The organism is Streptomyces litmocidini (assembly GCF_014649755.1).
Classification (GTDB): Bacteria; Actinomycetota; Actinomycetes; order Streptomycetales; family Streptomycetaceae; genus Streptomyces; species Streptomyces litmocidini.
Genome location: NZ_BMTQ01000011.1, coordinates 83,344 through 106,264 on the forward strand (window position 1 = coordinate 83,344; position 22,921 = coordinate 106,264).

The 22,921-nt window shown below is 74.4% G+C and carries 23 protein-coding genes and 2 pseudogenes; 11 read left to right on the top strand and 14 right to left on the bottom strand.

The features are described from left to right. Window positions 1–6 precede the first annotated feature (6 nt). The 3 genes from IE180_RS23045 to IE180_RS23055 all read right to left on the bottom strand — a co-directional run bounded on the left by IE180_RS23045 (window position 7) and on the right by IE180_RS23055 (window position 2,602). The gene (locus IE180_RS23045; RefSeq protein WP_190158845.1) at window positions 7–534 is read right to left on the bottom strand and encodes a GNAT family N-acetyltransferase; all 528 of its coding nucleotides are present in this window, start codon (window positions 532–534) and stop codon (window positions 7–9) included. An 88-nt stretch (window positions 535–622) separates the two neighbouring features. Further along, window positions 623–1,636 carry an AraC-like ligand-binding domain-containing protein gene (locus tag IE180_RS23050; protein ID WP_190158846.1) on the bottom strand — a complete coding sequence of 338 codons (1,014 nt, stop codon included), beginning with the start codon at window positions 1,634–1,636 and terminating at the stop codon, window positions 623–625. Between the two features lie 225 nt (window positions 1,637–1,861). Beyond that, window positions 1,862–2,602 carry a DUF2625 domain-containing protein gene (locus tag IE180_RS23055; RefSeq protein WP_308434437.1) on the bottom strand — a complete coding sequence of 247 codons (741 nt, stop codon included), beginning with the start codon at window positions 2,600–2,602 and terminating at the stop codon, window positions 1,862–1,864. Between the two features lie 63 nt (window positions 2,603–2,665). Between IE180_RS23055 and IE180_RS23060 the strand changes: the two genes are divergently transcribed. From IE180_RS23060 to IE180_RS23070, 3 genes are read left to right on the top strand one after another with little or no spacing between them, the layout of a single operon-like run. Continuing rightward, window positions 2,666–3,037 carry a PadR family transcriptional regulator gene (locus IE180_RS23060; protein WP_190158847.1) on the top strand — a complete coding sequence of 124 codons (372 nt, stop codon included), beginning with the start codon at window positions 2,666–2,668 and terminating at the stop codon, window positions 3,035–3,037. Beyond that, window positions 3,034–3,612, top strand: a complete 579-nt coding sequence (locus IE180_RS23065; RefSeq protein WP_190158848.1) for an HAAS signaling domain-containing protein — start codon at window positions 3,034–3,036, stop codon at window positions 3,610–3,612. Before IE180_RS23060 ends, IE180_RS23065 begins: the two co-directional genes overlap by 4 nt. Window positions 3,613–3,671: 59 nt before the next feature. Further along, window positions 3,672–4,277 carry a GNAT family N-acetyltransferase gene (locus tag IE180_RS23070; RefSeq protein WP_190158849.1) on the top strand — a complete coding sequence of 202 codons (606 nt, stop codon included), beginning with the start codon at window positions 3,672–3,674 and terminating at the stop codon, window positions 4,275–4,277. 190 nt (window positions 4,278–4,467) lie between these two features. On the opposite strand, the gene IE180_RS23075 is transcribed toward IE180_RS23070, so the two are convergent. Beyond that, on the bottom strand, window positions 4,468–5,367 hold the full coding sequence (locus IE180_RS23075; protein WP_190158850.1) for a GNAT family N-acetyltransferase: 900 nt from the start codon (window positions 5,365–5,367) through the stop codon (window positions 4,468–4,470). A gap of 176 nt (window positions 5,368–5,543) precedes the next feature. Here IE180_RS23075 and IE180_RS23080 point away from each other — a divergent pair. Further along, window positions 5,544–6,076: pseudogene (locus IE180_RS23080) on the top strand (TetR/AcrR family transcriptional regulator). A gap of 183 nt (window positions 6,077–6,259) precedes the next feature. On the opposite strand, the pseudogene IE180_RS37680 reads toward IE180_RS23080, so the two are convergent. From IE180_RS37680 to helR, 4 genes and pseudogenes are all read right to left on the bottom strand, one after another. Next, window positions 6,260–6,439: pseudogene (locus IE180_RS37680) on the bottom strand (IS5/IS1182 family transposase); the annotation flags it as partial. An 11-nt stretch (window positions 6,440–6,450) separates the two neighbouring features. Beyond that, a complete protein-coding gene (locus IE180_RS23090; protein ID WP_190158851.1) occupies window positions 6,451–7,380 on the bottom strand; it encodes a helix-turn-helix domain-containing protein in 930 nt (309 codons plus the stop codon). 469 nt (window positions 7,381–7,849) lie between these two features. After that, entirely contained in the window at window positions 7,850–8,284 is a 435-nt protein-coding gene (locus IE180_RS23095; RefSeq protein ID WP_190158852.1) for a VOC family protein, read from the bottom strand. A 63-nt stretch (window positions 8,285–8,347) separates the two neighbouring features. Next, entirely contained in the window at window positions 8,348–10,498 is a 2,151-nt protein-coding gene (helR, locus tag IE180_RS23100; protein WP_190158853.1) for an RNA polymerase recycling motor ATPase HelR, read from the bottom strand. A 258-nt stretch (window positions 10,499–10,756) separates the two neighbouring features. Here helR and IE180_RS23105 point away from each other — a divergent pair, with 258 nt between their 5' ends. The 3 genes from IE180_RS23105 to IE180_RS23115 all read left to right on the top strand — a co-directional run bounded on the left by IE180_RS23105 (window position 10,757) and on the right by IE180_RS23115 (window position 12,256). Next, window positions 10,757–11,203, top strand: a complete 447-nt coding sequence (locus IE180_RS23105; protein WP_190158854.1) for a hypothetical protein — start codon at window positions 10,757–10,759, stop codon at window positions 11,201–11,203. Between the two features lie 76 nt (window positions 11,204–11,279). Next, window positions 11,280–11,924: an RNA polymerase sigma factor gene (locus IE180_RS23110; RefSeq protein WP_190158855.1), complete on the top strand. Its 645-nt coding sequence runs from the start codon at window positions 11,280–11,282 to the stop codon at window positions 11,922–11,924. After that, window positions 11,921–12,256 carry a hypothetical protein gene (locus tag IE180_RS23115; protein ID WP_190158856.1) on the top strand — a complete coding sequence of 112 codons (336 nt, stop codon included), beginning with the start codon at window positions 11,921–11,923 and terminating at the stop codon, window positions 12,254–12,256. The genes IE180_RS23110 and IE180_RS23115 overlap by 4 nt, the downstream gene beginning before the upstream one ends. A gap of 65 nt (window positions 12,257–12,321) precedes the next feature. On the opposite strand, the gene IE180_RS23120 is transcribed toward IE180_RS23115, so the two are convergent. From IE180_RS23120 to IE180_RS23135, 4 genes are all read right to left on the bottom strand, one after another. Continuing rightward, complete coding sequence (locus tag IE180_RS23120; RefSeq protein ID WP_190158857.1) at window positions 12,322–12,708, bottom strand: LppU/SCO3897 family protein; 387 nt, start codon at window positions 12,706–12,708, stop codon at window positions 12,322–12,324. A 175-nt stretch (window positions 12,709–12,883) separates the two neighbouring features. Further along, window positions 12,884–14,470: a serine/threonine-protein kinase gene (locus IE180_RS23125; RefSeq protein ID WP_190158858.1), complete on the bottom strand. Its 1,587-nt coding sequence runs from the start codon at window positions 14,468–14,470 to the stop codon at window positions 12,884–12,886. Next, window positions 14,467–15,051: a hypothetical protein gene (locus IE180_RS23130; RefSeq protein ID WP_190158859.1), complete on the bottom strand. Its 585-nt coding sequence runs from the start codon at window positions 15,049–15,051 to the stop codon at window positions 14,467–14,469. Before IE180_RS23130 ends, IE180_RS23125 begins: the two co-directional genes overlap by 4 nt. Before the next feature lie 125 nt (window positions 15,052–15,176). Further along, window positions 15,177–17,234: an N-6 DNA methylase gene (locus IE180_RS23135; RefSeq protein WP_190158989.1), complete on the bottom strand. Its 2,058-nt coding sequence runs from the start codon at window positions 17,232–17,234 to the stop codon at window positions 15,177–15,179. Between the two features lie 262 nt (window positions 17,235–17,496). On the opposite strand from IE180_RS23135, the gene IE180_RS23140 reads away from it, so the two are divergent. Next, on the top strand, window positions 17,497–18,243 hold the full coding sequence (locus IE180_RS23140) for a DUF4190 domain-containing protein (protein ID WP_190158860.1): 747 nt from the start codon (window positions 17,497–17,499) through the stop codon (window positions 18,241–18,243). Between the two features lie 118 nt (window positions 18,244–18,361). Beyond that, entirely contained in the window at window positions 18,362–19,102 is a 741-nt protein-coding gene (locus IE180_RS23145; RefSeq protein WP_190158861.1) for a hypothetical protein, read from the top strand. Between the two features lie 165 nt (window positions 19,103–19,267). Here the strand turns inward: IE180_RS23145 and IE180_RS23150 are convergent, their stop codons facing one another. Both IE180_RS23150 and IE180_RS23155 read right to left on the bottom strand, forming a co-directional pair. After that, window positions 19,268–19,945: an HNH endonuclease family protein gene (locus tag IE180_RS23150; protein WP_190158862.1), complete on the bottom strand. Its 678-nt coding sequence runs from the start codon at window positions 19,943–19,945 to the stop codon at window positions 19,268–19,270. Between the two features lie 106 nt (window positions 19,946–20,051). Beyond that, window positions 20,052–20,891: an SCO6745 family protein gene (locus IE180_RS23155; RefSeq protein ID WP_190158990.1), complete on the bottom strand. Its 840-nt coding sequence runs from the start codon at window positions 20,889–20,891 to the stop codon at window positions 20,052–20,054. A 119-nt stretch (window positions 20,892–21,010) separates the two neighbouring features. On the opposite strand from IE180_RS23155, the gene IE180_RS23160 reads away from it, so the two are divergent. Together IE180_RS23160 and IE180_RS23165 are read left to right on the top strand one after the other, a co-directional pair. Further along, the gene (locus IE180_RS23160; RefSeq protein ID WP_190158863.1) at window positions 21,011–21,613 is read left to right on the top strand and encodes a TetR/AcrR family transcriptional regulator; all 603 of its coding nucleotides are present in this window, start codon (window positions 21,011–21,013) and stop codon (window positions 21,611–21,613) included. A gap of 28 nt (window positions 21,614–21,641) precedes the next feature. After that, the gene (locus IE180_RS23165; protein ID WP_190158864.1) at window positions 21,642–22,910 is read left to right on the top strand and encodes an SGNH/GDSL hydrolase family protein; all 1,269 of its coding nucleotides are present in this window, start codon (window positions 21,642–21,644) and stop codon (window positions 22,908–22,910) included. Window positions 22,911–22,921: the final 11 nt, after the last annotated feature.

Here is a 22,921-nt window from a genome sequence, read left to right on the forward strand (position 1 = left end):
CGTGGCTCACCCGCCCGCCCCGTCGAACACGGCCTCCCAGCGGACCTCGCCGTCCCGCGTCTCCTCCGTCGGTGCGAGGCCGGCCGCGCGGGCGACGGCGGCGGAGGCCGCGTGGGCGGGGTGGACGTGGGCGACGACGGTCCGGACGCCCCGCTCCACGAGCAGTCCGACGAGTCCCGCGGCGGCCTCTCGGGCGATCCCCCGCCCCTGCCACCCGGTCCCGATCACCCAGGCGACCTCGGCGGTCCGCCCGCCGTCGGTGACCGTCGCCTGCACGGTCCCGGTGAGCCGGCCCTCCGCACGGAGCCGCACCACCCAGTTGCACCAGGCGACCGCCGGGTCGGGCGATCCGGCGACCAGCCGTTCGTACCGGGCGCGCAGTTCGGGCGGGGCGAGCGGGGCGCCGCCGATGAAGGCGTGGAGGGCGGGGTCGGCGAGGACCCCGGCCATCTCGCCGGCGTGCGCGACGGCGAGCGGCACGAGGTCGAGCCGCCCCGTCCGTACCTCCGGAAGGCCGTCCTGTTCGGTGTTCACGCGTCGAAGTCCCAGATCCCCTGGTCGTTGCCGCTGCTCATGGTGGTCCCTCCCCCGTCCTCCCGAAACCTGTCGAACGGTTCCGAGCCTAGGCACGCGCGGCCCCTCCCGCTGTGCACCCGGCGCGGGTCTCCTTGACGCTCAGCGCGCGGAACTCGGTGGGGCTCAGTCCGTACGCCGTCCGGAAGGCGCGGCTGAAGACGGCGGGACCGCTGAACCCCCAGCGTACGGCGATGGCCTGCACGGGGTGCCCGAGGAGGTCGGGGCGGGCGAGGTCGTCGCGGCAGCGCTCCAGGCGGCGGCGCCGGATGCGGGCGTGGACGGTCTCCCCGTCACCGTGCGTCCGGAACAGCTGGTGGAGGGTCCGCACGGAGATGTGGTGGCCGGCGGCGACGGCGGCCGGGGTGAGGTCGGGGTCGCCGAGGTGGGTGTCCACGAAGGTGTGGATCCGCTGGACCAGGGCCCGTGCCCGGGCCTCGGCCGGGAGCTGCTCCTCCGCGTCGAGGTTCTGTGCGAGGCAGGCGGCGGCGAGGTCGACGACGACGGAGCCGAGGCGCGGCAGGTCCTCGGGCGCGCACTGGCCGGCGTGGCCCTCCAGGGAGCCGAGGAAGGAGGCGAGGACCGCCCCGAGCCCGTGTCCGCCGGGGATCCGGCTGGCGAGCAGCCGGTCGATCCGGCGGGTGCGCAACGGCAGGACGTCGCGCGGGACCTGGAGCATCGTCAGCTGCACGGGGCCCGAGTCGCGGGGCATGGCGGCGTCGGAGGGCCGCGAGGTGTCCCAGAAGACCAGGTCGCCCGCGCCGACGTTGCAGTCGTTCCGGTGCTGGGAGAGGAAGGTGGCGCCCCGCCGCATCAGTCCCAGCTGGTACTGCTCCGGGTCGCCGCGCCGGATCAGGGCGGGGGTGCGGCGGGACCGCAGGGGCGAGAAGGAGAACCGCGCGACGCGGACGGTCCTGAGGTCCAGGACGGCCGCCTCCGCCTCGAAGTCGGCGGGCCGCTCGACGCTGAGCGCGGTCGGCATCACCTCCCGCGTGATCAGGTCCGCGAACCAGTCGAACCGCTCCCGCGCGGGCAGCTCCCCTGCCGAGACCTTTGACCACATCGCGCTCTCCCCCGGTCGATCTTGCCGTCAGTGGCCAGGGTGCAGCGGCGCGAAGGCGTTTGTCGCAGGGTTTCCGCCCGGCGTGGCGCACCGGGAACGCCCCTGGACCGCGACCGCGTCCCGACGGCCCCTCCCGGGGGCGCCGGCCCGGCGCCGGGGGCCCGGGGCCCGGGGGCCCGGGGGCCGGTGTCCGGGGCCCGGGGCCCGGGGGCCCGGTGTCCGGTCCTACACGTCCTCGCCGAGGAAGCCGGGGTCGGTGCCGTCGAGCTGCAGGGCCGTGTCGCGCGCGAAGCCGAGCAGCTGCCCCAGGGGGACGACCGCGCGGCTGGTCGCGGCCAGGTCCCGGTGCGCCTCGGCGGACCACAGGGGCGGGTAGAGGCTGAGGCCCTCTCCGCCGGTGAGGCTCGGCACCTCGTCGCGCCAGCCGGGCCAGCGCAGGCCCTCGTAGAACTCCTCGGTCCCGCCGGCGAGCATCCACGACAGCCACGCCCCGTAGCCGGCGCCGGTCGCGTCCCAGCGCAGCGAGTCGGGCGCGAAGTAGACCATCTCGCCGGGGCTGCCCGGGAGTCCGGTCTCCTCCTCCGTGCCGCCCTGGATCGCGAAGGCCCCGCCGAGCACGTCGTGCGCGACGACGAGTCCGGCGGCGGGGCGCCAGGCGGGGTCGGGCTCGTCGGGGTAGCCGTTGACCCGGGCGAGGCCGGGCAGGCGCCGGTCGTTGTGGGCGGCCGGGCTGCCGTACACCCGCAGCCAGCCGTCGTCGACGAGGGCGCCGCCGGTGCGGAAGAGGAACGCGCCCAGGTACGAGCGGACGGTGACCTGCGTCTGGAGGAGCGTCGCCGCCGCCCGCTCCGGGTCGGCGGCCGTCACGTCGACGGGCACCTTCGCCGTCCGCAGCTCCTCTTCGAGCAGCGGCCACGCCGGGTCCTCGACCTCGGTCAGTTCGCTCAGTCCACGCAGTTCTCGCACTCCGGCATCGTCGCACGCGCCGTTCCGTTGATCAGCGGCGCTCCCGGGGGTATCTTGCATTGCATGGTTCCTGGCGAAGCAAGATCAGAGGCGTCCGGAAGGGTCGCCAGTCAGCTGCGCAAGGGCGTGCTGGAGTACTGCGTCCTGGCCCTGCTGCGCGACGGCCCGCGCTACGGCGTCGAGATCCTCGACGAGCTGGCCGCCGTCAGCGTCATGACCACCAGCCAGGGCACGATCTACCCCCTGCTGTCCCGGCTTCGCCGTGACGGACTCGTCGACACCGAGCTGCGCGAGTCGGCCACCGGCCCCGCCCGCCGCTACTACACGCTCACCGCGCCCGGCAGGACCGCGCTCGCCGAGTTCGCCGAGAGCTGGCCGCGCTTCCGCGACGGCGTCGACCACTTCCTGACCGCACCCCACGGAGGTTCCGCATGACCGGCACCGAACACCCCCTCGTGACCGACTACCTGGCCACGATCGAGCGGGAGGCGTCCTTCCTGCCCGCCGGGCGCCGCGAGGAACTCCTCGCCGACCTGCGCGAACACCTCGCGGTCGCCGTCGGGGAGGAGCAGGACCCGGAGGCCGTCCGCACGGCGCTCGAACGGCTCGGCAGCCCCTCCGCCATCGTCGCGGCCGCCCGCGAGGAGGAGCCGGAGACCGCCGCCGCTCCCGTCGCGCCTCCGGAGGCCCCCCAGTCCCGGTCACGGAGCGTCCTCACCGCCGTCCTGCTCGGCGTGAGCGGCATCGCCGCGCTCTCCTCCCCCTTCGCCGGCCTGGCCGCCCTCGTCCTGGGGCTCGGACTGCTGTGGACGTCCGCCGCGTGGCAGCGGCGGACGAAGGCGGTCGCGACCGCCCTGACCCTCGCGGCGCCGGTCACGGTCGGTCTCAGCATGCTCCTCCTGGCCGCCCGCCTCGGCATAGTGGAGCTGCTCGTCCTTCTCGCCGTGAGCATCGCCCTGCCCGCGACGGCGGCGGTCCGTCTGCTCCGGGCCCCGGCACGGGCCGCCTGACCAGGCCCGGAAGGGGCAGGGCCCACCCCCTGTCCGACCAAGATCATCACGGGTGCAGAATGACCCGCATGACCCTGGCGAACACACCGAAAACGGCCACGATCGACGACGCCCGCATGGTCGGCCGCACCCTGGCCTCCGCCTTCGGCGACGACCCGATGATGCAGTGGTTCTTCCCCGACGCCGCCACCCGCGAGCCGGGCCTCGACCGCTACTTCACGACCCTCTTCACCCGGCAGTACGGCCTCCACGGCGTCTGCGAACGGACCGGCTCGGCCGCCGCCTTCTGGGTGTCGCCCGAGGGCGCGGACAAGGCCGTCCCGGACGCGGAGACCGTCCAGGAGCTCGTCGAGATCCTCGGCGACCGCGCCCCGGCCTTCCAGGAGGCCGTCACGGCGGCCGCCGAGCACGGGCCGACCGAACCCCACTGGTACCTCGCCGTCATCGGTGCCGACCCCGCCGCCCGGGGCCTGGGCCACGGCTCCGCCCTGCTCCGCTCCGGCCTCGCCAAGGCCGACGCGGCGGGCCTGCCGGTCTACCTGGAGTCCTCCAAGCCGGACAACCTGCCGGTGTACGAGCACTTCGGCTTCGAGGTCGTCGACGAGTTCCCGCTGCCGGGCGGCGGCCCGGTCCTGTGGGCCATGAAGCGGGAGCCCCGGGCCTGACACTCCAGCCGCAGATCGTGGTCTTGCTGGTGGGGCCTGCACGGAAACGGGCACGGATCCCGCACGTTCACACGGTCGGCCGGCATGCCGCCGGGCACTGGCAAGCGGTCCGGGCCTGCCCTCGGACCGGACCGCTCACCGCGTGCTGCTCCTCGCCAGGGCCTGTCCGACCCTGATCCGCCGGACAGGCCTAGGCCGCTTGGCCCGCCGGGTGGAAGTTGATGCGTTCACGGATGACGGGGAAACCGGCCTTGGCGAAGTTCGCGGCCATGGGGAAGTTGCCCTGGTCCGTCGCTCCGCTGATGAACTCCGCGCCCTGCTCGGCGAGGAGGTGGGTGCACTCCGCGAGGAGGTCGTAGGCGTAGCCACGACCGCGGTGTTCCGGGACGACTCCGATGAAGCCGATGGTCGGGCCGGAGGGGTTGTGGGCCGGGATGTGGATGCCGGCCAGGTCGCCCTCCGGCGTGTGTGCGGTCTGCCACCATTCGCGCGGGGAGGGGCACCAGTGGAAGAAGTCGAGTTCCTCCTGGGCGGCCTGGTCGAGGCCGCCCTCCTCGATGGCCCTGAGGGCGTGGACGTCCAGGGTGGCGGAGTGGATGCGGCGCAACGCGTCGAAGAACACGGTGTCGTCGGGTTCGGCACTGAAGCGCAGGCGTCCGGGCCGCTCGGGCAGACCTCGCTCCGGGGTCCAGCGGTACAGGAAGCGTTCCACCAGGAGTTCGTACCCTGCGGCCCGTGCGGCGGCGAAGCGCGCCTCGGCACCGGCGCGCAGATCGGGCTTCTCCCGCCAGCCGCCGGGCAGGTTGATCTCGAGTTCGACCTGCCAGGGAGCGGAGCGCAGGAGTTCGGCCCCAGCCTCCTCCTCGCCCTCGGCCACGTCGAACCAGTTGATGTTGACGGGCTCCGAGTCGTCGGGGCCGCCCCACCACGCGCCGCGTGCGACGACCTCGCCGTCGCGCAGGGCGACGCGCTTCCAGTCGGGGCGGAACCGGGTACGCCGATGGCCTTCACGGGCGCCCAGGGGGTCGGGGAGTGCGTCGAAGAGATGGGCGTCGCTCGCGGAGAGCGCGCGGATGACCGGATCGGTCATGGATTCCTCCGGGATACAGGCTGCTCGGAGCGCTCCCGGTCAGAACTGACGAACCACGCCGGGACAGCGGAAGAGGGAGCGCTGGAAAGGTGTGAACTGCACGGCACTCGTCTCCTTCCGTCCGTCTCAGGGCGTGAAGCCACACCGTACGTGATCTCCTGTGGGCCCGTCCACGGATTTCCGCGCCCTGTGAAGGGGGGCGCGGGACGATGCAGAGCGCCCTCAAGGGCCACGGGGCGCCTCGCGGCTCGGTGTACCACCGCTTCGCCGGGCGCACGGCGCTGCTCGCGGAGGTGTGGCTGCGTACCGTGGAGCGTTTCCAGGCCGGCTACCTCGCCGTCCTGACCGGCGGGCCCGACGCGCACCGGGCGGCCCGCGCGGCGTCCCGGCACGTGGTGGCCTGGTGCCGCGAGAACCCGGCCGAGGCGGCCCTCCTCCTCTACGGCGCCGCCGACTTGGCCGCGCCGACTGGACGAAGGAGCACGCCGAACGCGCCGACTCCGGTAACCGCCGCGTGTTCGCCGCCCCGGGCCGCCTCGCCGAAGCCCTGGGCTCCCGGGACGAACAGGACCGGGACCGCGTCGCCCTGGCACTGGTCGACCTGCCGCTGACCGTGGTCCGCCGTCACCTGCGGAGCGGCACCCCGCTGCCACCGCACGCCGAGGACCTCACCGAACAGTGCACGTCGGCGCTCCTGGCCCGACCCTGACCTCAGACGTGGTCTTCTGGAGGCCGTCGGGCCGCAGCGAAGGAATCGCAGCGGTCACGCGAACGACGGCCACCGGTCGGCGGCCCGCTCCCGCCAGCCCACCCGGCCGGGCGGCAGGTCGACGACCCCGCGGCCCTCCAGTTCCGCCGCGTCGGACGACCACCGCTTTGTCTGCCCACCCGATCATGGGCTGAGCCACGGGCGGACGGAGGCCACGGTGACAGTGCCGTGGAAGACGCAGGCGCGCTTGCCGTAGCGCGTGGCCACGGCGCGGAAGCGCTGGAGCCCGTTGATCGTGCGCTCGACCTCGTTCCGGCGCTTGCGTTTCTCCTTGTCGAAGCCCGCGGGCCGGCCTCCCCCGTGGATCTTGCGGGTCAGGCCGCGTCGGCGGCCATCCAGGCCTCCGCCGCCTTCTTCGCCGCCGCAGCGTCCGCGTCCGCCTCGCAGTCGGGGCACCGGCCCGGTTCCCAGGCGCGGAAGGCGACCTCCTCGCAGGTGACGCAGGTCTGGATCGGCGGCGGGCCCTGGACCGGGATCACGGCGGGGAGCGGCGGCGGGAGGAGGACCTTCAGGCGGTGGGAGAGGAGGCCCGCCGGGTGCCTGAGGGGTTCCGGGAGGTCGGCGAGCAGGGTGCGGCGGACGGCGTCGGAGGTGGCACCCCGGGCGAACCAGGCGTCGACGGCCGGGGCCAGGTGCCGGATGTCCCGTACGGAGAGCAGGAAGCGGGCGTCGTGGCGGCGCAGGTCGAGCAGCAGCTCGGTGGCCGGGGTCGGGGGGAGGGCGGGGGTCTCGCCCCGTACCGACTCCGGACCTGGGGCCGGCTCCGAGCCCGGGGCCGACTCCGGGCCCGGGGCCGACTCCGGGCCCGAGCCCGACACCGGGCCCGGGGCCGACTCCGGGCCCGGCTTCGGGTCCGGGCCCGGGTCCGGATCGGGGTCCGAGTCCGGGTCCGGCTCCGGGGGCTCGACCGCGCCCGGATTGTTGTACGAGACCGTACGGGTCGCGATCCGGCCGCCGGGGAGGCGCTCGCGGGTGCGGGAGAGGTAACCGTGGGCCTCCAGTTCGCGCAGGGCGGCGGCGATGCGGATCTCGCCCTCGGGGAAGCGCCTGGCGAGGCGCTTGATGCCGATGCGGGTACCGGCGGGCAGCGACTGGATGTGGACGGCGAGGCCGATCGCGGTGAGCGAGAGGTGCTCGTGCTGCGTGAGGTGGTTGCCGACGACGATGTAGCGCGTCGTGTGGGTGACGTTGGCGTGGATGACGCCCGCGCCGGAGACGGACGCGTTAAGGTGCTTGCTATCCATGGGGGAAGTTGCGCTTCCTCGATGGCCAGGCCCCCGTCGTGGATTGCGAGTCCCGTCGGGGGCCGAGCATTTTCTGTTCGGGTCGCCGCGAGCACATGCCAGGCAACCACCCGGAAATCCACCCGAGTTGGCACAGTTCCCTCGTGTGGGTGACGTCCTCGCGCGGCACGCGTCCTCAGCCGTGACCACTCAGAACAGGTGGGGTGGGGTGGGTACTTGCCCCCGGTACTTAAAGGGACGTCGGCGCAGGCCGGGACGCGGGTCCGGACGACCCGGCCTGCGGATCGGTCAGGCCCGGCCCCCGTGGAGCTGACCCACGTCATGCGGCTCCCCCGGGAGATCCCGCCCGGCGACTTCCGGCCCGAGCCCTGAGAACCCGGGACCCGGCACGCCGAAGCGGCCTCCGCCCAGCAGGGGCGTAGGCCGCTTCGTACCGTCAGGCGTTCATGAGGGCCTGCTCGGTCGAGGCTCAGTCGAGGCAGAACTCGTTGCCCTCGATGTCCTGCATGGTGATGCAGGACTCGTTCTCCTCGTCCGCGTACAGCGTCTTCAGGTGCGTCGCGCCGAGCTCGACCAGGCGCGCGCACTCGGCCTCCAGGACCGCGAGGCGCTCCTCGCCCACCAGGCCGGTGCCGGCCCGGACGTCGAGGTGCACCCGGTTCTTGACGACCTTGCCCTCGGGGACGCGCTGGAAGAGCACGCGCGGGCCCTTGCCCGACGGGTCGGTGCACGCGAAGTAGCGGTCCTGCTCCTCGGGCGGCGTCGAACGGTCGTACTCCTCCCAGGTGGCGAACCCCTCCGGGGCCGGCGGCAGGACGTACCCCAGGACCTCGCACCAGAAGGCGGCGAGGCGCACGGGCCGCGCGCAGTCGATGGTGACCTGGAATTCCTTGATCGATGCCATCCGATCACCGTAGCAAAGGCCCCCTCCCCCGCTCATTTCCTTTTCGGGGGCCGCTTCGCACGGTCAGTCGCTCGTCAGGATCACCAGCTGCCGGGTCGCGCGGGTCATCGCCACGTAACGGTCGACCGCGCCCTCGACGCCCTCTCCGAAGGAGTCCGGGTCGACGAGGACGACCAGGTCGAACTCCAGGCCCTTCGAGAGCGACGGGGTGAGCGAGCGGACGCGGGGGCGCTCGCGGAAGGCGGGGGCGCCGATGACGCAGGCGACGCCTTCGGCGTTCTCCGCGAGCCAGGCGTCGAGGATCTCCTCCAGTTCGGCGACGGGGGCGTGGGTGACCGGGATGCCGTTGCTGCGGATGGACGTCGGCACGTTGGCGTCCGGGAGCACGGCGCGGATGACCGGCTCGGCCTGCGCCATGACCTCTTCCGGCGTGCGGTAGTTGATGCTCAGGGACGTCGTCCCGGCGCGGTCGAAGCCGACCCGCTCCAGGCGCTCCCGCCACGACTCGGCGAAGCCGTGCCGGGCCTGGGCGCGGTCGCCGACGATCGTGAAGCTCTTCGACGGGCAGCGCAGGAGCAGCATCTGCCATTCCGCGTCGGTCAGTTCCTGTGCCTCGTCCACCACGATGTGCGCGAACGGGCCGTCGAGCGGCTCCAGTTCGGCGGCCGGCAGGGCGTCCTCGTCGATCAGGCTGTTCTGGAGGTCCTTGCCCCGCAGCATCGTGACCGCGCCCTCGCCGTCGGCGTCGGCCGCGACGATGCTGTCGATGACGCCGGCCATGCGCTCGCGTTCGGCGGCGACGGTGGCCTTGCGCCGGAGGTTGAGCCGGGCGGTCGCCGGGTCGCCGAGCCGCTGCCGGGCCGCGTCCAGGAGCGGCAGGTCGGAGACCGTCCACGCCCGGGCGTCCGCGCGCCGCAGCCGCTTCACCTCGTCGGGGGTCAGCCAGGGCGCGCACATCCGCAGGTACGCGGGGACCGTCCACAGGTCGCCGACGACATCGGCCGCCTCCAGCATCGGCCAGGCACCGTGGAGGGCACCGGTCAGCTCCCGGTCCTGGCGCAGCGACTTCCGGAACTGCTCCTCCGGGATCTCCTCGCCGTCGTACTTGTCGTACAGGAGGGAGGCCAGGTGCTCCCAGATCTGCTCGCGGGCCTCGTTGTGAGGGGTCCCGGGCTCGACCGCGTCGAAGGCCTCCGCCCAGTCGGCGGCGGTCAGCGGGATGTCCGACCAGTGGGTGGAGACGGTCATGCCCTCGGTGGGCGGCTCCTCGTAGAACGCGACGGCCTTCTCGATGGCCGCGACCATGTCCCGGGAGGACTTCAGGCGGGCCGCCTCCGGGTCGGTCTCGGCCGTCGCCCCCGCGCCCTCGGCGACCAGGTCGCGCACGGTGCAGGTCCGTACGCCCTCCTCGCCGAGGCTGGGCAGGACGTCGGCGACGTAGTTCAGGTAGGGCTGGTGCGGGCCGACGAAGAGCACGCCGCCCCTCCGGTGCCCGAGGCGCGGGTCGGAGTAGAGGAGGTGGGCGGTGCGGTGCAGGGCGACGACCGTCTTTCCCGTACCCGGACCGCCGTCGACGACGAGGGCGCCGCGCGATCCGGCCCGGATGATGGCGTCCTGGTCGGACTGGATGGTCGCGAGCACGTCCCTCATGCGGGACGAGCGGTTGCCGCCCAGGCTGGCGATGAAGGCGGACTGGTCGTCCAGCGCGGCGTGCCCCTCGAGGCCCTCGGCGGTGAAGACCTCGTCCCAGTAGTCCGTGATCCGGCCGCCGGACCAGCGGTAGCGGCGACGGCTCGCCAGGCCCATGGGGGTGGCGTGCGTGGCCCCGAAGAACGGTTCCGCCGCGGGGGAACGCCAGTCGACGAGCAGCCGGCGGCCGGTGCTGTCGGTGAGGCCGAGGCGCCCGACGTAGAGGGGCTCGGGGTCGTCCGTGCCGACCACGCGGCCCAGGCAGAGGTCCAGGCCGAAGCGGCGCAGCGTCCGCAGGCGGCCGGAGAGCCGGTGGATCTCCGCGTCCCGGTCCATCGCCTCCCGGCCGATCCCGCCGGGCGCCCTGCGCTCGGCGTCGAGGCGCGCCGACAGTTCGGCGATCGTCTCGTCGAGGCACCGCGCGATGGCCGCGAAGTGCTGCTCGTCCGCGGCGATGAGCTCCGGGGCGGCCTTGGCGGAGAGGGTGCCGGAGAGGTCGAACACACCGGCAATGAGGGACGTCACGTCGTAGAGCTCCCGTTTTCACGTCGTCTGGGGTTGCGAGGAGCGATTCTGCGCCACGGAGGGGGCCTTGCCGCAAGCCCCCCTGTGCGCTATACGTTGAGAGTGCGAGAGGTGTGTGTTCCCTCTCGCTTCCTGCTTGTCGGGGAAATTTTCCGGATCCGGTTCGCAACCTCGGGCGGCGCCGCACGTCTGGTGGGTTGAAGGCGCCCTTCGACCGATGTTCCAGACCGTGTTTCCGACTTTCCTCGGGAGAACCCCATGTCCAGCCACGTCAAGCGGAGCCACCGCCCCCGTCCCCGGCTCCTGGGCGTCGTCGCCGGTGCCGCGCTGCTCCTCGGCGGCGGCTTCGCCGCGCAGGCCGTCGCCGACGCGGGACCGAAGCCGGCCCCGGCCCCCGCCGCCCCGGACGTCCCGGTCGTCGCACCCGCCGCGCCGAAGCCGGTCGCCGCGCCCGAGGGCGACGCGCCCCGGCCGGCCCCCGCGTCCGCCGCGCCCGAGGTCGTGACCGCGCCGAGGCCCGCGCCCGCGCCGCGCCGGGAGACGGCCCCCCGGCCCGCCCCCGCGCCGGCCACGCCGGAGCCCGCCGCGCCGGCTCCGGCGCCCGCCGCCCCGAAGCCCGTCGCCCCGAAGCCCGTCGCCGCGCCCGCGCCCGCTTCCGCGCCCGGTACCGCTCCCGCACCCCGCGTGGTCGCGCCCGGCAAGTAGCGGCGCCCGGTGGGCGGGGCCGGTCACCCGGCTCCGCCCGCCCGCGCCCCCTCCCGACCGCGACGGATCGAGGCCCATGCCGTACGCCCTCCCCCTGACCCCGGCGCCGCCCTGGTGGTCCCGGCTGCTCGCGCGCGTGTCCCGTGCCGCCCGGGACCGGTACGCGCCCGCACGGGAACGCCGTCTGCGCGTCGTCGGCACCCCGCACGGCGGCGACGGGCCCCCGCCCACCCTCACCGACCTGTACGCGGCCCGGCGGCTGGACATGGTGCGGCTCGCGGTCTTCCTGGTCGACGACCTGCCGACCGCCGAGGACGTCGTGCAGGACGCGTTCGCCGCCGTGTGCCGCGCCCACGGGACCTCCCTGGACGGGCTCCAGGACCCGGGGGCGTACCTGCACACCGCCGTCGTCAACGCGGCCCGCTCGGTGCTGCGCCGACGCCGCACCGCGCGCGCGTACGTCCCGCCCCACCCGGGCTCCGGGGCGCCCGTCGACGAGGGACTGCTGCTCGCCGAGGAGCACCGGCACGTGCTCGACGCGCTGGCGGAGCTGACGCGCCGACAGCGCGAGGTGCTCGTGCTGCGCTACTGGTCGGAGCTGACCGAGGACCAGATCGCGCGGACGCTCGGGCTGTCGCGCGGCACGGTGAAGTCCACAGCGAGCCGCGCCCTCGACGCCCTGGAGGGCAAGCTGCGGAAGAGGGCGGAGGCGGATCGATGAACTCTCCCGTGGAGGAACGGCTGCGCGCCGCCCTGGCCGCCCGCGCCGCTCTCGTCACCCCTCGCGACCTGCGCCGCGTCCCGCCTCCGCAGGGGCGCCGCCGGGGGACGCACCGGATCCGGGCGGTCGCGCTCGCCGTGCTCGGAACGGCCGCCGCCGTGGCCGCCGTGTGCGTCCTGGCGCTGCTCCCGGACGGGTCGGGGGATCCGGATCCGGTCCCGCCGGCCCGTACCCCCGCCCGTGTCGGCACGCCCCCGGTGTCCACCCCGGTTCCGGGTCCGCCGCCCGCCCCGTCGGTGTCGTCGCCCCGGCCGGTGGCGGGGTCCCCGTGAGGGGGTACGGGGAAGGGCCGGAACCCCCGTGGGTTCCGGCCCTTGCCCGTGCGCGAGGCGCGCGACTACTTCTTCGGGGCGACCTCGTCCAGGCAGAGGACGAACTTGTCCGCGTCCCACTGCTGCGCGAGCGCCGAGTACTTGTCGCCGCACGCGTTCAGGTCGAAGGTGTTGTCGACGACCTTGACGACCTTGAAGAGGTCGGGCTTGCCGGAGGAGCAGTCGGCGGTGTCGGCCTTGGGGTCGTTCTCGGGGCCGGTGACGGTGACGCACTCGCCGGCCTTGGCGTGCACCGGGGCGTCGCCCGTGAGGTACGGGATGCCGAGCTTGACGGCGAGGCCGACGACGAGGAGGACGACGAAGCCACCGACCTTCTTGAGGAACGCGCCGCCCTTCTTGGCGGGGGCGGCGGGCTGCTGCTCGGGGGCGAAGGGAGCGGACGGCGTCGTCATGTGGGATTCCTTGGGGACGCGGACATGATCAGACGCGAACGTTACATGCATCAAAACCGACAAAAAGGATCATGAAGATCCACTGTTCGATCAGTTGTCGAGTCGTGATCCTGGCGCCCCGCCAAGGCCACGACCGAGCCGCCTCCAGGCCCCCCGGAGCCGCCGCCCGGTCCCCTCAGGGCCGCCGCCCCAGCTGCCGCTGGTGGTCGAGCGCCCGCCGCAACTCCACCGGAAGCGGGTGGTACGGGCCGTAGGAGCGCTCCGCGTCGAACAGCAGCCGCTGGAGCTCCTCCTGACCGGCCGCGTGCTCGCCCGCCGCCAGGAGCAGCAGCCCGATCCGCTGCCGGATGTCGAAGGCCCGCGCCGGATCACGGTCGTAGTACGGCAGGACCGCGCGGAACTCCCCGATCGCGGCGGCCGTCTCCCCCAGCTGCTCCAGGCAGAGGGCCGCGTCGTAGCGGAACTGCAGGAACTGCGGGTCCGCCGGGCCCGCCTCCGCTCCCCGGTCCTCCGCAAGCCGGCGCAGCTCCGGCAGCGCGCGCCGGTACTGGCCGTCGTCCATGAGCGTCGACGCGTACTGCTTGCGCAGGATCCGGACGACCGGCGACCGTTCGCCGTGCTCGGCCGCCGCGGCGGGCAGGAGGGCGCCGAGCATGTCCACGGCCTGGGTCAGCGAGCCCTCCGCGAGCAGCCGCTTCACCTCGTCGACGGCCGCGGCCACGTCGGGACGCGCGGACTGCGGCCCGCTCCCGTACACCCGGGGGTCGGTGCGGGGATCGGCCTGCGGGCGCGGGGGCGCCACCAGGACCGGCGGGACCGGCACGGGCGGGACCGGCACGGCCCTCGCCGTCGCGCGGTCCGGCCAGGGCGCGTGCGGGCGCAGGAACGGCCGGGTCGGATCCATCGGCCCCGTCGGGGCGCCGCGCGCCGGGAGCAGCGGCAGCAGGTGCTCGTACGCCTCGTGCGCGCCGGACGGCCGGGCCTGCGGGTCCTTGGCGAGCAGCCGCAGGACCAGCGCTTCGAGCGCCTCGGGGACCTCGGGCCGCAGCTGCCGGAGCGGGGCGGGCGGCTCGTACAGGTGCCGGTGCAGCACGCCGAGAGCGGTGGAGCCCGCGAACGGCACGTTCCCGCTGAGGAGTTCGTGGAGCAGGATCCCCAGCGCGTACAGGTCGGTGGACGGGCCGACGGCGCCGCCCATGGCCTGCTCCGGCGCCATGTACGCCGGGCTGCCGATGGGCGAACCGGTCTGGGTGAGCCGGGTGGTGTCGGTGTCCAGGACGGAGGCGACGCCCAGGTCGAGGACGGTCACGGTGCCGTCCGGGCGGATCATCACGTTCCGCGGCTTGAGGTCGCGGTGCACGATCGGCACCGCGTGCACGGCGGCGAGCACCGCGCACAGCTGGGCGGCGACGCTGACCGCCCACTCCCAGGGGTACGGGGTCTGCTCGGCGAGGTGGTCGGCGAGGTCCGCGCCCTCCACGTACTGCATGACGAGGTAGAGGTCGTCGCCGTCGCTGCCCGCGTCGTGCACGGTCACCAGGCCGGGGTGGTCGACCTGCGCGGTCACCCGGCACTCGCGCACGAAGCGGCGCCGCAGCTCCTCCGCGGCGGTGGCGGGGCCCGTCATGGTGGCCGGCCGGAGCAGCTTCACCGCGACCCGACGGTCCAGGCGTCCGTCGTACGCCGTCCAGACCTGGCCCATCCCGCCCTGGCCGATGACGGTGGCGAGCTCGTAACGCCCGCCGATGACCCGGCCGTTCACGCGCGACCGTCGTCTTCCCTCTGGTGCCGCAGCAGGTCGCTCAGCTCGTCGAGCTCGGCGCGGACCTGGTCGATGCGCGGTCCGTGCGCGGCGGGCGGCTGGGGCGCCCGGACGGCCGGGGGCGCGGCGACCGGGCCGACGTACGGGTTCGGGTTCCCGATCGGGCTCGGGACCGTGACGGCGGCGCTCGGGTCGTACCCCGGCGGGCGGAGCGCGGGGGCCGCGGCGACGGAACGGTCCAGGCGGCGGATCTCGGTCACCAGGGAGTACGTGATCGAGCCCGCCACCAGGACCACCATGATGCCGACGGCGACGAGGGCCTCCGTGGTGGTGGACTCCTGGTCGCCGGTGGCGGCCGCGTACGCGAAGAGGCCCGCCGACAACAGGAACGTCGCGCCGAACAGCACCCAGTCCAGCGCCCTGCGGGTGACGATCGCGAGCCGCAGCATCGGCGCCCAGGCCAGGAAGCCGCAGCTGAGCAGCGCGAGGGCGGAGAAGAGGACGAGCAGCGCGATCCGGCCGCCGGAGGCGGGGCTCTTCGACGGCTGCGGAACCTGCGGGGCCTGCGGGGGGCCGTACATCCTGCTGCTCCTGCTCGGACGGATCGGGTGCGGAGACGAGCGTATACACCCCTGCGGACAACGGTTCCGCGATACCCGGAACCGTTGTCGAAGCGATCCGAAACGTGGCGCCCCCGGGGACGGCCTCAGGGGGTGACGGTGCCGTCCGCCAGGCCGTCGTACAGACCCTGGACCAGCTGGTCGCCGAGGCGCGCGGCCAGCCGCAGCGACTCCTCGAACTCGGCGAGCGCCCGGAACCGCTCCCCGAACCGGCGCTGTTCGGCCAGGGGCAGGCGCGGCAGCTGGAGGCGGCGCACGTCGAGCCGGGTCGCGGTGGAGGCGTAGCTGCTGGCCTGCCGGGTGTTGGCGGTGGCCCGGAGGAAACCGGCCAGGAACCAGGGGTCGAGGGCCGCCGGGTCGGGGCGGAGCAGCTGGAGGTTGCGGCCGAGCGCGGCTCCCTCGGCCGGGGCGTCGACGACCCGGACGGCCGCGCCGCCGCCGAGGACCGGGACGACGACGTCCCCGGCGGCGAGGAGCACCGGCTCCTCGGGCGGCCCGTCGGGCAGCGTCCCGGAGGGCGGCTGGGCGGCGAGCACGTCGTGGTCGGTGAGGACGGCGACCGGGGCGGAGGCGGGGGCCGTGCCGCCGCCGCCCGCGCGCAGGGACAGGGCGCCGGCGCGGGCGAGTTCGCCGACGGTGGTCATGGGCCGGCCGAGCCCGGCGGTGCCGGGGGCCGGGGCGGTCACGGGCGGCGGGGTCAGTTCGCGGGTGCGGTGCAGCGTCTCGTCCAGCCGCTCGCGGACCCCGGCCAGCTGGACGGCGCCCTCGGCGGCGGCGACCGGCGGGAGGTGCCGGGCGGGGGCGAGGTCGACGTCGTCGTCGAGGAGCTCGATGACCGGCACGGAACGGCTCGCGCCCGGGGTCCCGACGAGGGTGCCGTCCCGGTCGAAGGGCGTCCAGGCGTCCATGACGGCGGAGTGCACGGCCGGCCAGTCGAGCCGGTCGCGGCCCTCCCGGCCCGGCCCGTTCTGCTCGGCGGCGGCGTCGACGAGGAGGAGTTCGGCGGCGGACCGCTCGCCCTGGACGGGCCTGCGCAGCACCCAGAGGTGGAGGGGGACGCCGTACGGCGGCGCGGCGCCGGCCGGGAGGGCGACGACCGCGCGCAGGGCGCCCCGGCGCAGCAGGTCGGCCCGGATGCGGCGGCCGGAGCGGCGGGAGGCGGCGGCGGGGGGCATGAGGAGGACGGCGGTGCCGCCGGGGCGCAGGCGCGCCAGGGCGTGCTGGACCCAGGCGAGTTCGGACTCCGTACGGGCCGGGAAGCCGTACTCCCAGCGCGGGTCGTAGGCCAGTTCGTCGTGGCCCCAGTTCCGCTCGTTGAAGGGCGGGTGGCACAGGACGGCGTCCGCCGCCAGGGTCGGGAAGGCGTCGGCGCGCAGGCTGTCGCCGGACCGGACGCGGATGTCGGCGTCGGTGGCGAGCGCCAGGCGCAGGGCGGTCAGCGCGGCGAGGTCGTGGTCGGCGTCCTGGCCGCAGACGGCGCCGGGGCCCTCGACCGCGCTCAGCAGGCCGCCGGTCCCGGAGGCGGGGTCGAGGACGGTGAGCGGGACGCCGTCGTGCCCGGTCTTCGGGGGTGCCGCGAGCGCCGCCATGAGGGCGGCGGGGCCGGGCGGGGTGAGCGTGTACTGCCGGGGGTTGGCGTCGAGGTGCCGGCCGAGGAGGAACTCGAAGGCCTCGCGGACGCCGGTCTCGGCCGCGAGTTCGGCGGCCCCGCGCAGGAGCGGGAGGGAGGGGGCGAGCGCGGGGGCGGTGGGGGTGAGGACGGCCCGCTCCGGGCCGAGCCGCTCGGTGAGCGTCTCCTCCAGGGCGACGGGCAGCACCTCGGCGAGCCGCCCGTCGGGGAGTTCGGCCAGCGTGGGCCAGGCCGCGGACCGGTCCCGTACGAGGAGGAGGGCGCAGCCCGCGTGGACGAGGGCGGTGACGGCCCCGGCCGGGTGGCCCGCGACCTGCTGCCAGACGCGCTCCTTGAGCGGGACCTCGGCCAGCTTGCCCTGGGCGCGGAGCCATCGCTCGACCTCCGCGAGGGCGAAGGACGGGCTGGTCTCCGTCCCGCCGACGGGCTTGGGGAAGTCGGGGTGGCGGCGGCGCCAGTTGCTGACGGCGGCCCGGCCGACGCCGGCGAGCCGGGCGATCCCGGCGGCGGTCACCTCCGCCGCGGCCGTCCCGGTGGCACCGGGTTCCGTGCCACCCGTGTGCTCCGCACCCGCCTCTGCTGCGTTTTCCGGCACGTGACCCAACTCCCCTGGCTCGCCTTCTGGCTGTGTCACCCATCCTAGCGACGAACGAGTCCGACACCACTTCACAGCGTGAGCCGACTCGTCCTCCGTGAACCGTGTTGACTCGGTTCACAAGCTCTGCTGTGATTGACCCATCGAACGAGACATCTTCTTCGTCCGGGAGGACACACGCATGTCGTACGACACCCAGGTTCCGCCCGCCGCCCCGCGGGTCATGCGCAACGGCCTCGGCACCGCGGCCCTGATCCTCGGCATCATCGGCACGGTCTCCGGCTTCATCCCGCTCTTCTTCTGGCTGGCCGGCATCCTCGGCCTGATCGCGCTGATCCTGGGTCTCGTCGGCAGGGGCCGCGTGAAGCGCGGCGAGGCGAACAACAAGGGGGTGGCGCTCACCGGCACGCTCCTGGGCCTGGCGGCGCTGATCCTCTCGGTCGTCGGCATGGTCATCGTCTTCTCGGCCGCCAAGGACGCCGTCGACGAGATCGACAAGGCGATCAAGGACTCGGCCCCGAAGGACGCGGTGACGAAGAACCTCGCGGCCGGCGACAGCGCGGCCTACCCCGACGGCCTGAAGGTCACGGTCTCGGCCCCGAAGCCGTACTCCCCGAGCGAGTTCGCGCCCGGCCACACCGAGGGCAACAAGGCCCACCAGGTGACCGTGGTCATCGAGAACGGCGGCAAGAAGGCGTTCGACGCCGCCGGCGTCAGCCTGAGCGCGCGGGCCGGCAAGAACGGCGTCGAGGCCGATCAGATCCTGGACGAGAAGAACGGCCTGACCTTCAAGGGCAGCGTCCTGCCCGGCAAGAAGGCCACTCTCACCGTCGCCTTCGACGCCCCCGAGGACGCCAAGAACCTGTCCGTCGAGGTCAACCCCGGCTTCGACCACAACGCCTCGCAGTGGGAGCTGAAGGTCGGCTGACCCGACCGGACCCGCACCACGCCGGACCGGCACCACGCCGGACCCGCACCACGAAGAACGAGGAACCGGGGCCCTTCGGGGCCCCGCCCCCCGTACGACCCCACTCGGAGACACCACCATGCACGCCCCCCGTCGCACCGCCGTCACGGCCCTCCTGTGCGCCGCCCTCGCCCTCGGCACCACCGCCTGCGGCCCGTTCTCGGACGACGCGAAGCCCACCGGGCCCTTCGGGGACCTGAGCGGTTCGCAGATCGTCGACAAGGCCTTCGCCGCGACGAAGGGCGCGAAGGCTCTGACCGTGGACATCGACCAGCGGGCGGCCGCCGATCCGGTCAAGGCCTACCTGTCCCTCGACGACCGGGGACGGTGCACCGGCACGCTGACCACGGGCGCGACCAACACGATCGAACTGATCAAGCCGGACGGCAAGGACGTGTACCTGCGCTTCGACGAGGCCTCCCTGCGCGAGCAGGTCAAGGACGAGGACGCCGAGACGCAGAAGGCGACGATCAAGTCGCTCAAGGGCCGCTGGCTGAAGGGCCCCGTCTCCGACCCCGACAACAAGGACATGCTGGAGCTCTGCGACCTCAAGCGGCTCCTCAGCGGGTTCGAGCAGGGCGCGAGCGGGATCGTGAAGGGCGCGGAGACCACCGTCGGCGGCCGGAAGGCGCTGGCCCTGACCGAGCCGGGCGGCGGCGGCGAGAGCAGCACGGTCTACGTGGCCACGCAGGGCACGCCGTACGTCCTGCGGATCGTCACGAAGGGCGGCGAGGAGCCGGGGACGATCACCTTCTCGAACTACGGCAAGCCGGTCGGGGCCGAGGCCCCGGCGGCGAAGGACGTCGTCGAGACCGAGTGACCGACACGCGGTGACCGACACGCGCGAGAGGGCCGTCACCCCGGGGGGGAACGGCCCTCTCCGGCGTATGTCCGACGTGTCGGATCCGGCGCCGGACCCACCCGTCGGGGCCGGGCCACGGACCCGGCGGAACCGGCCGCCCAAACGTTTTTCCGCCTCGTGGTCCTACGGGAGCCTCTGCTGCGGGCAGGTGTCGAGGACCCGCCTCATCGCGTCCCGCTCCCCCGCCGTCACCCACACCCCGTACTTCTTCTTCACCGCGACCTGCCGGGCCACGTACGCGCAGCGGTACGCGCGGTTCGGCGGCAGCCAGGTGGCGGCGTCGCCGTCGGACTTGCGGCGGTTGGTCGCGGCGTCCACGGCGAGGAGGTTGAGCGGGTCGTTGGCGAAGCGGCGCCGGGTCTCGGCGTCCCACGTCCGCGCGCCCTTCTGCCAGGCGTCGGAGAGCGCGACGACGTGGTCGATGTCGACCTTGGACCGGCCGCGGACGTAGCGGACGGTGGTGCCGGTGTACGGGTCGTCGGCGAGGGTGCCGGAGGCGACCTTGCAGTGGCCGTCCGTGAAGCGGACGCCGGTCAGGTCCCGCTTGAGCACGTCGTCACGGGTGCCGCAGCCGTTGCCGTCGACGTCCGCCCAGGCCCGTCCGAACTTCTCCCGCTCGTAACCGGTCATCGGGGCGCGGCCCTTGACCGTGAGGGTGTTCACCGCGGCGAGCGCCGTCCCCGGCGCGGCGGTCCCGTGACCGGCGCCTCCCGGGAGGTCGGTCCCGGGCGAGCAGGCGGCGGTCAGGAGCACGGAGACGACGAGGGTCGGGGCGGCGAGGGTCCTTCGGTACGTCAGCACCCTGGAATCCTAGGCCGGGGACCGCGCCCGTCCCGTGTCGATGGTCCGGGCGGGACGGCCGGACGGCCCGAGGGCCCGCACCGGCACGGCGTCCCCCGGGGTGCCGTCACACCTTGCCGATGCCCAGGGTGTTCTCGGAGGGCAGCAGGCCGGAGCCGACGACTGCGAGCCAGGGGCCGCCGAGGAGGTCGGCGAGCCGGGTGGTGTCCTCGGGGCCGAGGGCGTCCCACGGTCCGGCGGCCAGTTCGTCCGTGCGCCGCTCCACCTCCGCGCGCAGGGCGCGGCCCTCCTCCGTGGCGGTGCCGTCGGCGTCCAGGAGCCCCCGTGCCGTCAGGCGCTCGCGGGCGGCCCGCCACGCGTCCGCGCTCCAGCCCCGGCTCTCGAAGACGGGCTCCGGCGCGGCTCCGACGGCCGCGAAGGAGACGAGGGACTCGGCCGGGTCGAGGCCGGCGGCGACCAGGGCGGCGATGTGGCCGTCGCCCCGGTGCTCGCGCAGGATCGTCGCCGCCTGCCACAGGACGAGGTGCGGGGCGTCGGGCCAGGGCAGTTCGGCGTGGGCGGCGGCGAGCGGGCGGCCTTCGTGGCCGGCCGCCCCGGCGGCGCGGCGGGCGAGGGCCGCGGCCTCGGCGAGTCCGGGGCTCGCGACGGCGTCCTCGCCGAGGACGGACCGGTAGGTCCGGTCGACGGCGCGGAGCCGGGCGGCGAGCACGTCGGCGGGGGCGGCGACCTCCCAGGCGGCGGGGACGTGCCGGGCGACCTTCTCGGGGCTGAAGCCGTAGAAGGCGGAGGCGACGCGGACCGGTCCGACGGGACCGAGGGCGGCGGCGCGCCAGGCGAAGTAGGAGGGCCAGCGCTCGGCCGTCCCGTAGCCGAGGGCGGCCGCCTCCTCGAAGGCCTCGGGGGCGTAGTAGAGCACGGCGTGCAGGGGTTCGAGCAGGTGCCACATCTGACGTACGCGAGCGGTTTCCACGGGGTCCTCCTGCACATCGCCCTGAACTTGACACTGACAAGATTGCTCCGGCCCGTCGAACTTGTCAATGCCTAGATTGCGGCTAGGCTGCTGCCATGACGAGCGACCGCGACGCGAAGAGCACGAGCAGGAGCAGCTACCACCACGGCGACCTGCGGCAGGCCGTCCTCGCCGCCGCACTCGACGTGATCGCCGCCGAGGGGCCCGGAGGGCTGAGCCTGCGCGACCTCGCCCGCCGCGCGGGCGTCTCGCACGCCGCCCCCGCCCACCACTTCAAGGACCGCCCCGGACTGCTCACGGCCATCGCCGCCGAGGGCTACGGACTCCTCGCCGACACCCTCGAGGACGCCTCCGCGCTGCGCGAACGCGGCGTGCGCTACGTCCGGTTCGCCGTCACCCACCCCGCGCACTTCCAGGTCATGTTCCGGCCCGAGCTGCTGCGCGCCGACGACCCGGACCTCCTCGCCGCCAAGGAACGCGCCTCCGCCGCGCTCCGCACGGGCGTCGCGGACCTGCCGGACGTCCCCGACGCCCGGCAGGCCGGCATCGCCGCCTGGTCGCTCGCCCACGGCTTCGCGACGCTGCTCCTCACCCACAACGTGACGGCGGCGGTCGGGGACCGGGACCCCGAGGAATACTTCCGCTCGCTGGCCGGGCTGCTCTTCGCCTCCCAACTCCCCTCACCAGAAGGGGAATAGCCCGCGCCAGCCCGTAATTGACGAATACATGCGAATTTCGAACGCCCTTCGCCGCGCCGCCCTCGCCCTCCTCACCACCGGCACCCTCGCCCTGGCCCCCGCCGCCCTCGCCGACACCGGCCACCACGGTTCCCACGGCCAGGCCTGGCGCGGCGCCTGGGCCGCGTCGCCCCAGTCGGCGGCCGCGCCGCTCGGCCCCAACTGGTCGCAGCAGGGCTTCGACAACCACACGGTCCGCCAGGTCGTCCGCGTCACCGCCGCCGGCACCCGGACCCGCATCGAGCTGACGAACCGTTACGGCACCGGTCCGCTGCGGATCGCCGGCGCGACCGTCGCCCGTACGGCCGGGGGAAGCGCGATCGAGCCCGGCTCCGTGCGCACGCTCCGCTTCGGCCACCGGCCGTCCGTGACGATCCCGGCCGGCGAGACCCTCCTCAGCGACGCCGCGAACCTCCCCGTCGAGGCCTTCGAGCAGCTGACCGTCACCCTCTACCTCGCGGACCCGACCGGTCCGGCGACCTTCCACTCCTTCTCCTCGGCCACCAGCTACCGCGCCGAGGGCGACCACCGCGCCGACCTCTCCGGCGCCGCCTTCCGGGAGACCAGCGGCTCCTGGTACTTCCTCTCCGGCGTCGAGGTCACCGGCGGCCGGGACACCGCCCGCCGCGACGGCATCGTCACCTTCGGCGACTCCATCACCGACGGCGTCGGCTCGACGACGGACGCCGACAACCGCTACCCCGACGAGCTCGCCGAGCGCCTCGCCGCCACCGGACGGTCCCGCGCCGTCCTCAACCACGGCATCGGCGGCAACGAGGTCGTCAACGACACCACCTGGGCGGGCGAGAAGGCCGTCGCCCGGTTCCGGAAGGACGTGCTCACCGAGAAGGGCGTGAGCACGGTGATCCTCCTGGAGGGCATCAACGACATCGGCGGCAGCGGCCCGGCCTTCCCCGGCGGCCCGACCCCCGAGGTCTCCGTCGAACGGCTCGTCGAGGGCCACCGCACCCTCATCCGGCAGGCCCACGCCAAGGGCCTCAAGGTCGTCGGGGCCACCCTCACCCCGATCAAGGGCTCCTTCTACGACACCCCGGTCAACGAGGCCAAGCGGGAGGCCTTCAACACCTGGGTCCGCGCCTCGGGCGCGTACGACGCCGTCGTCGACTTCGACCGCGCCGTCGCCGACCCCGCCGACCCGGACCGCATCCTCCCCGCGTACGACTCGGGCGACCACCTCCACCCGGGCGACGCCGGCTACACGGCGATGGCCCGGGCCCTGGACCTCGACGTGCTGTGACGGCCGAACGG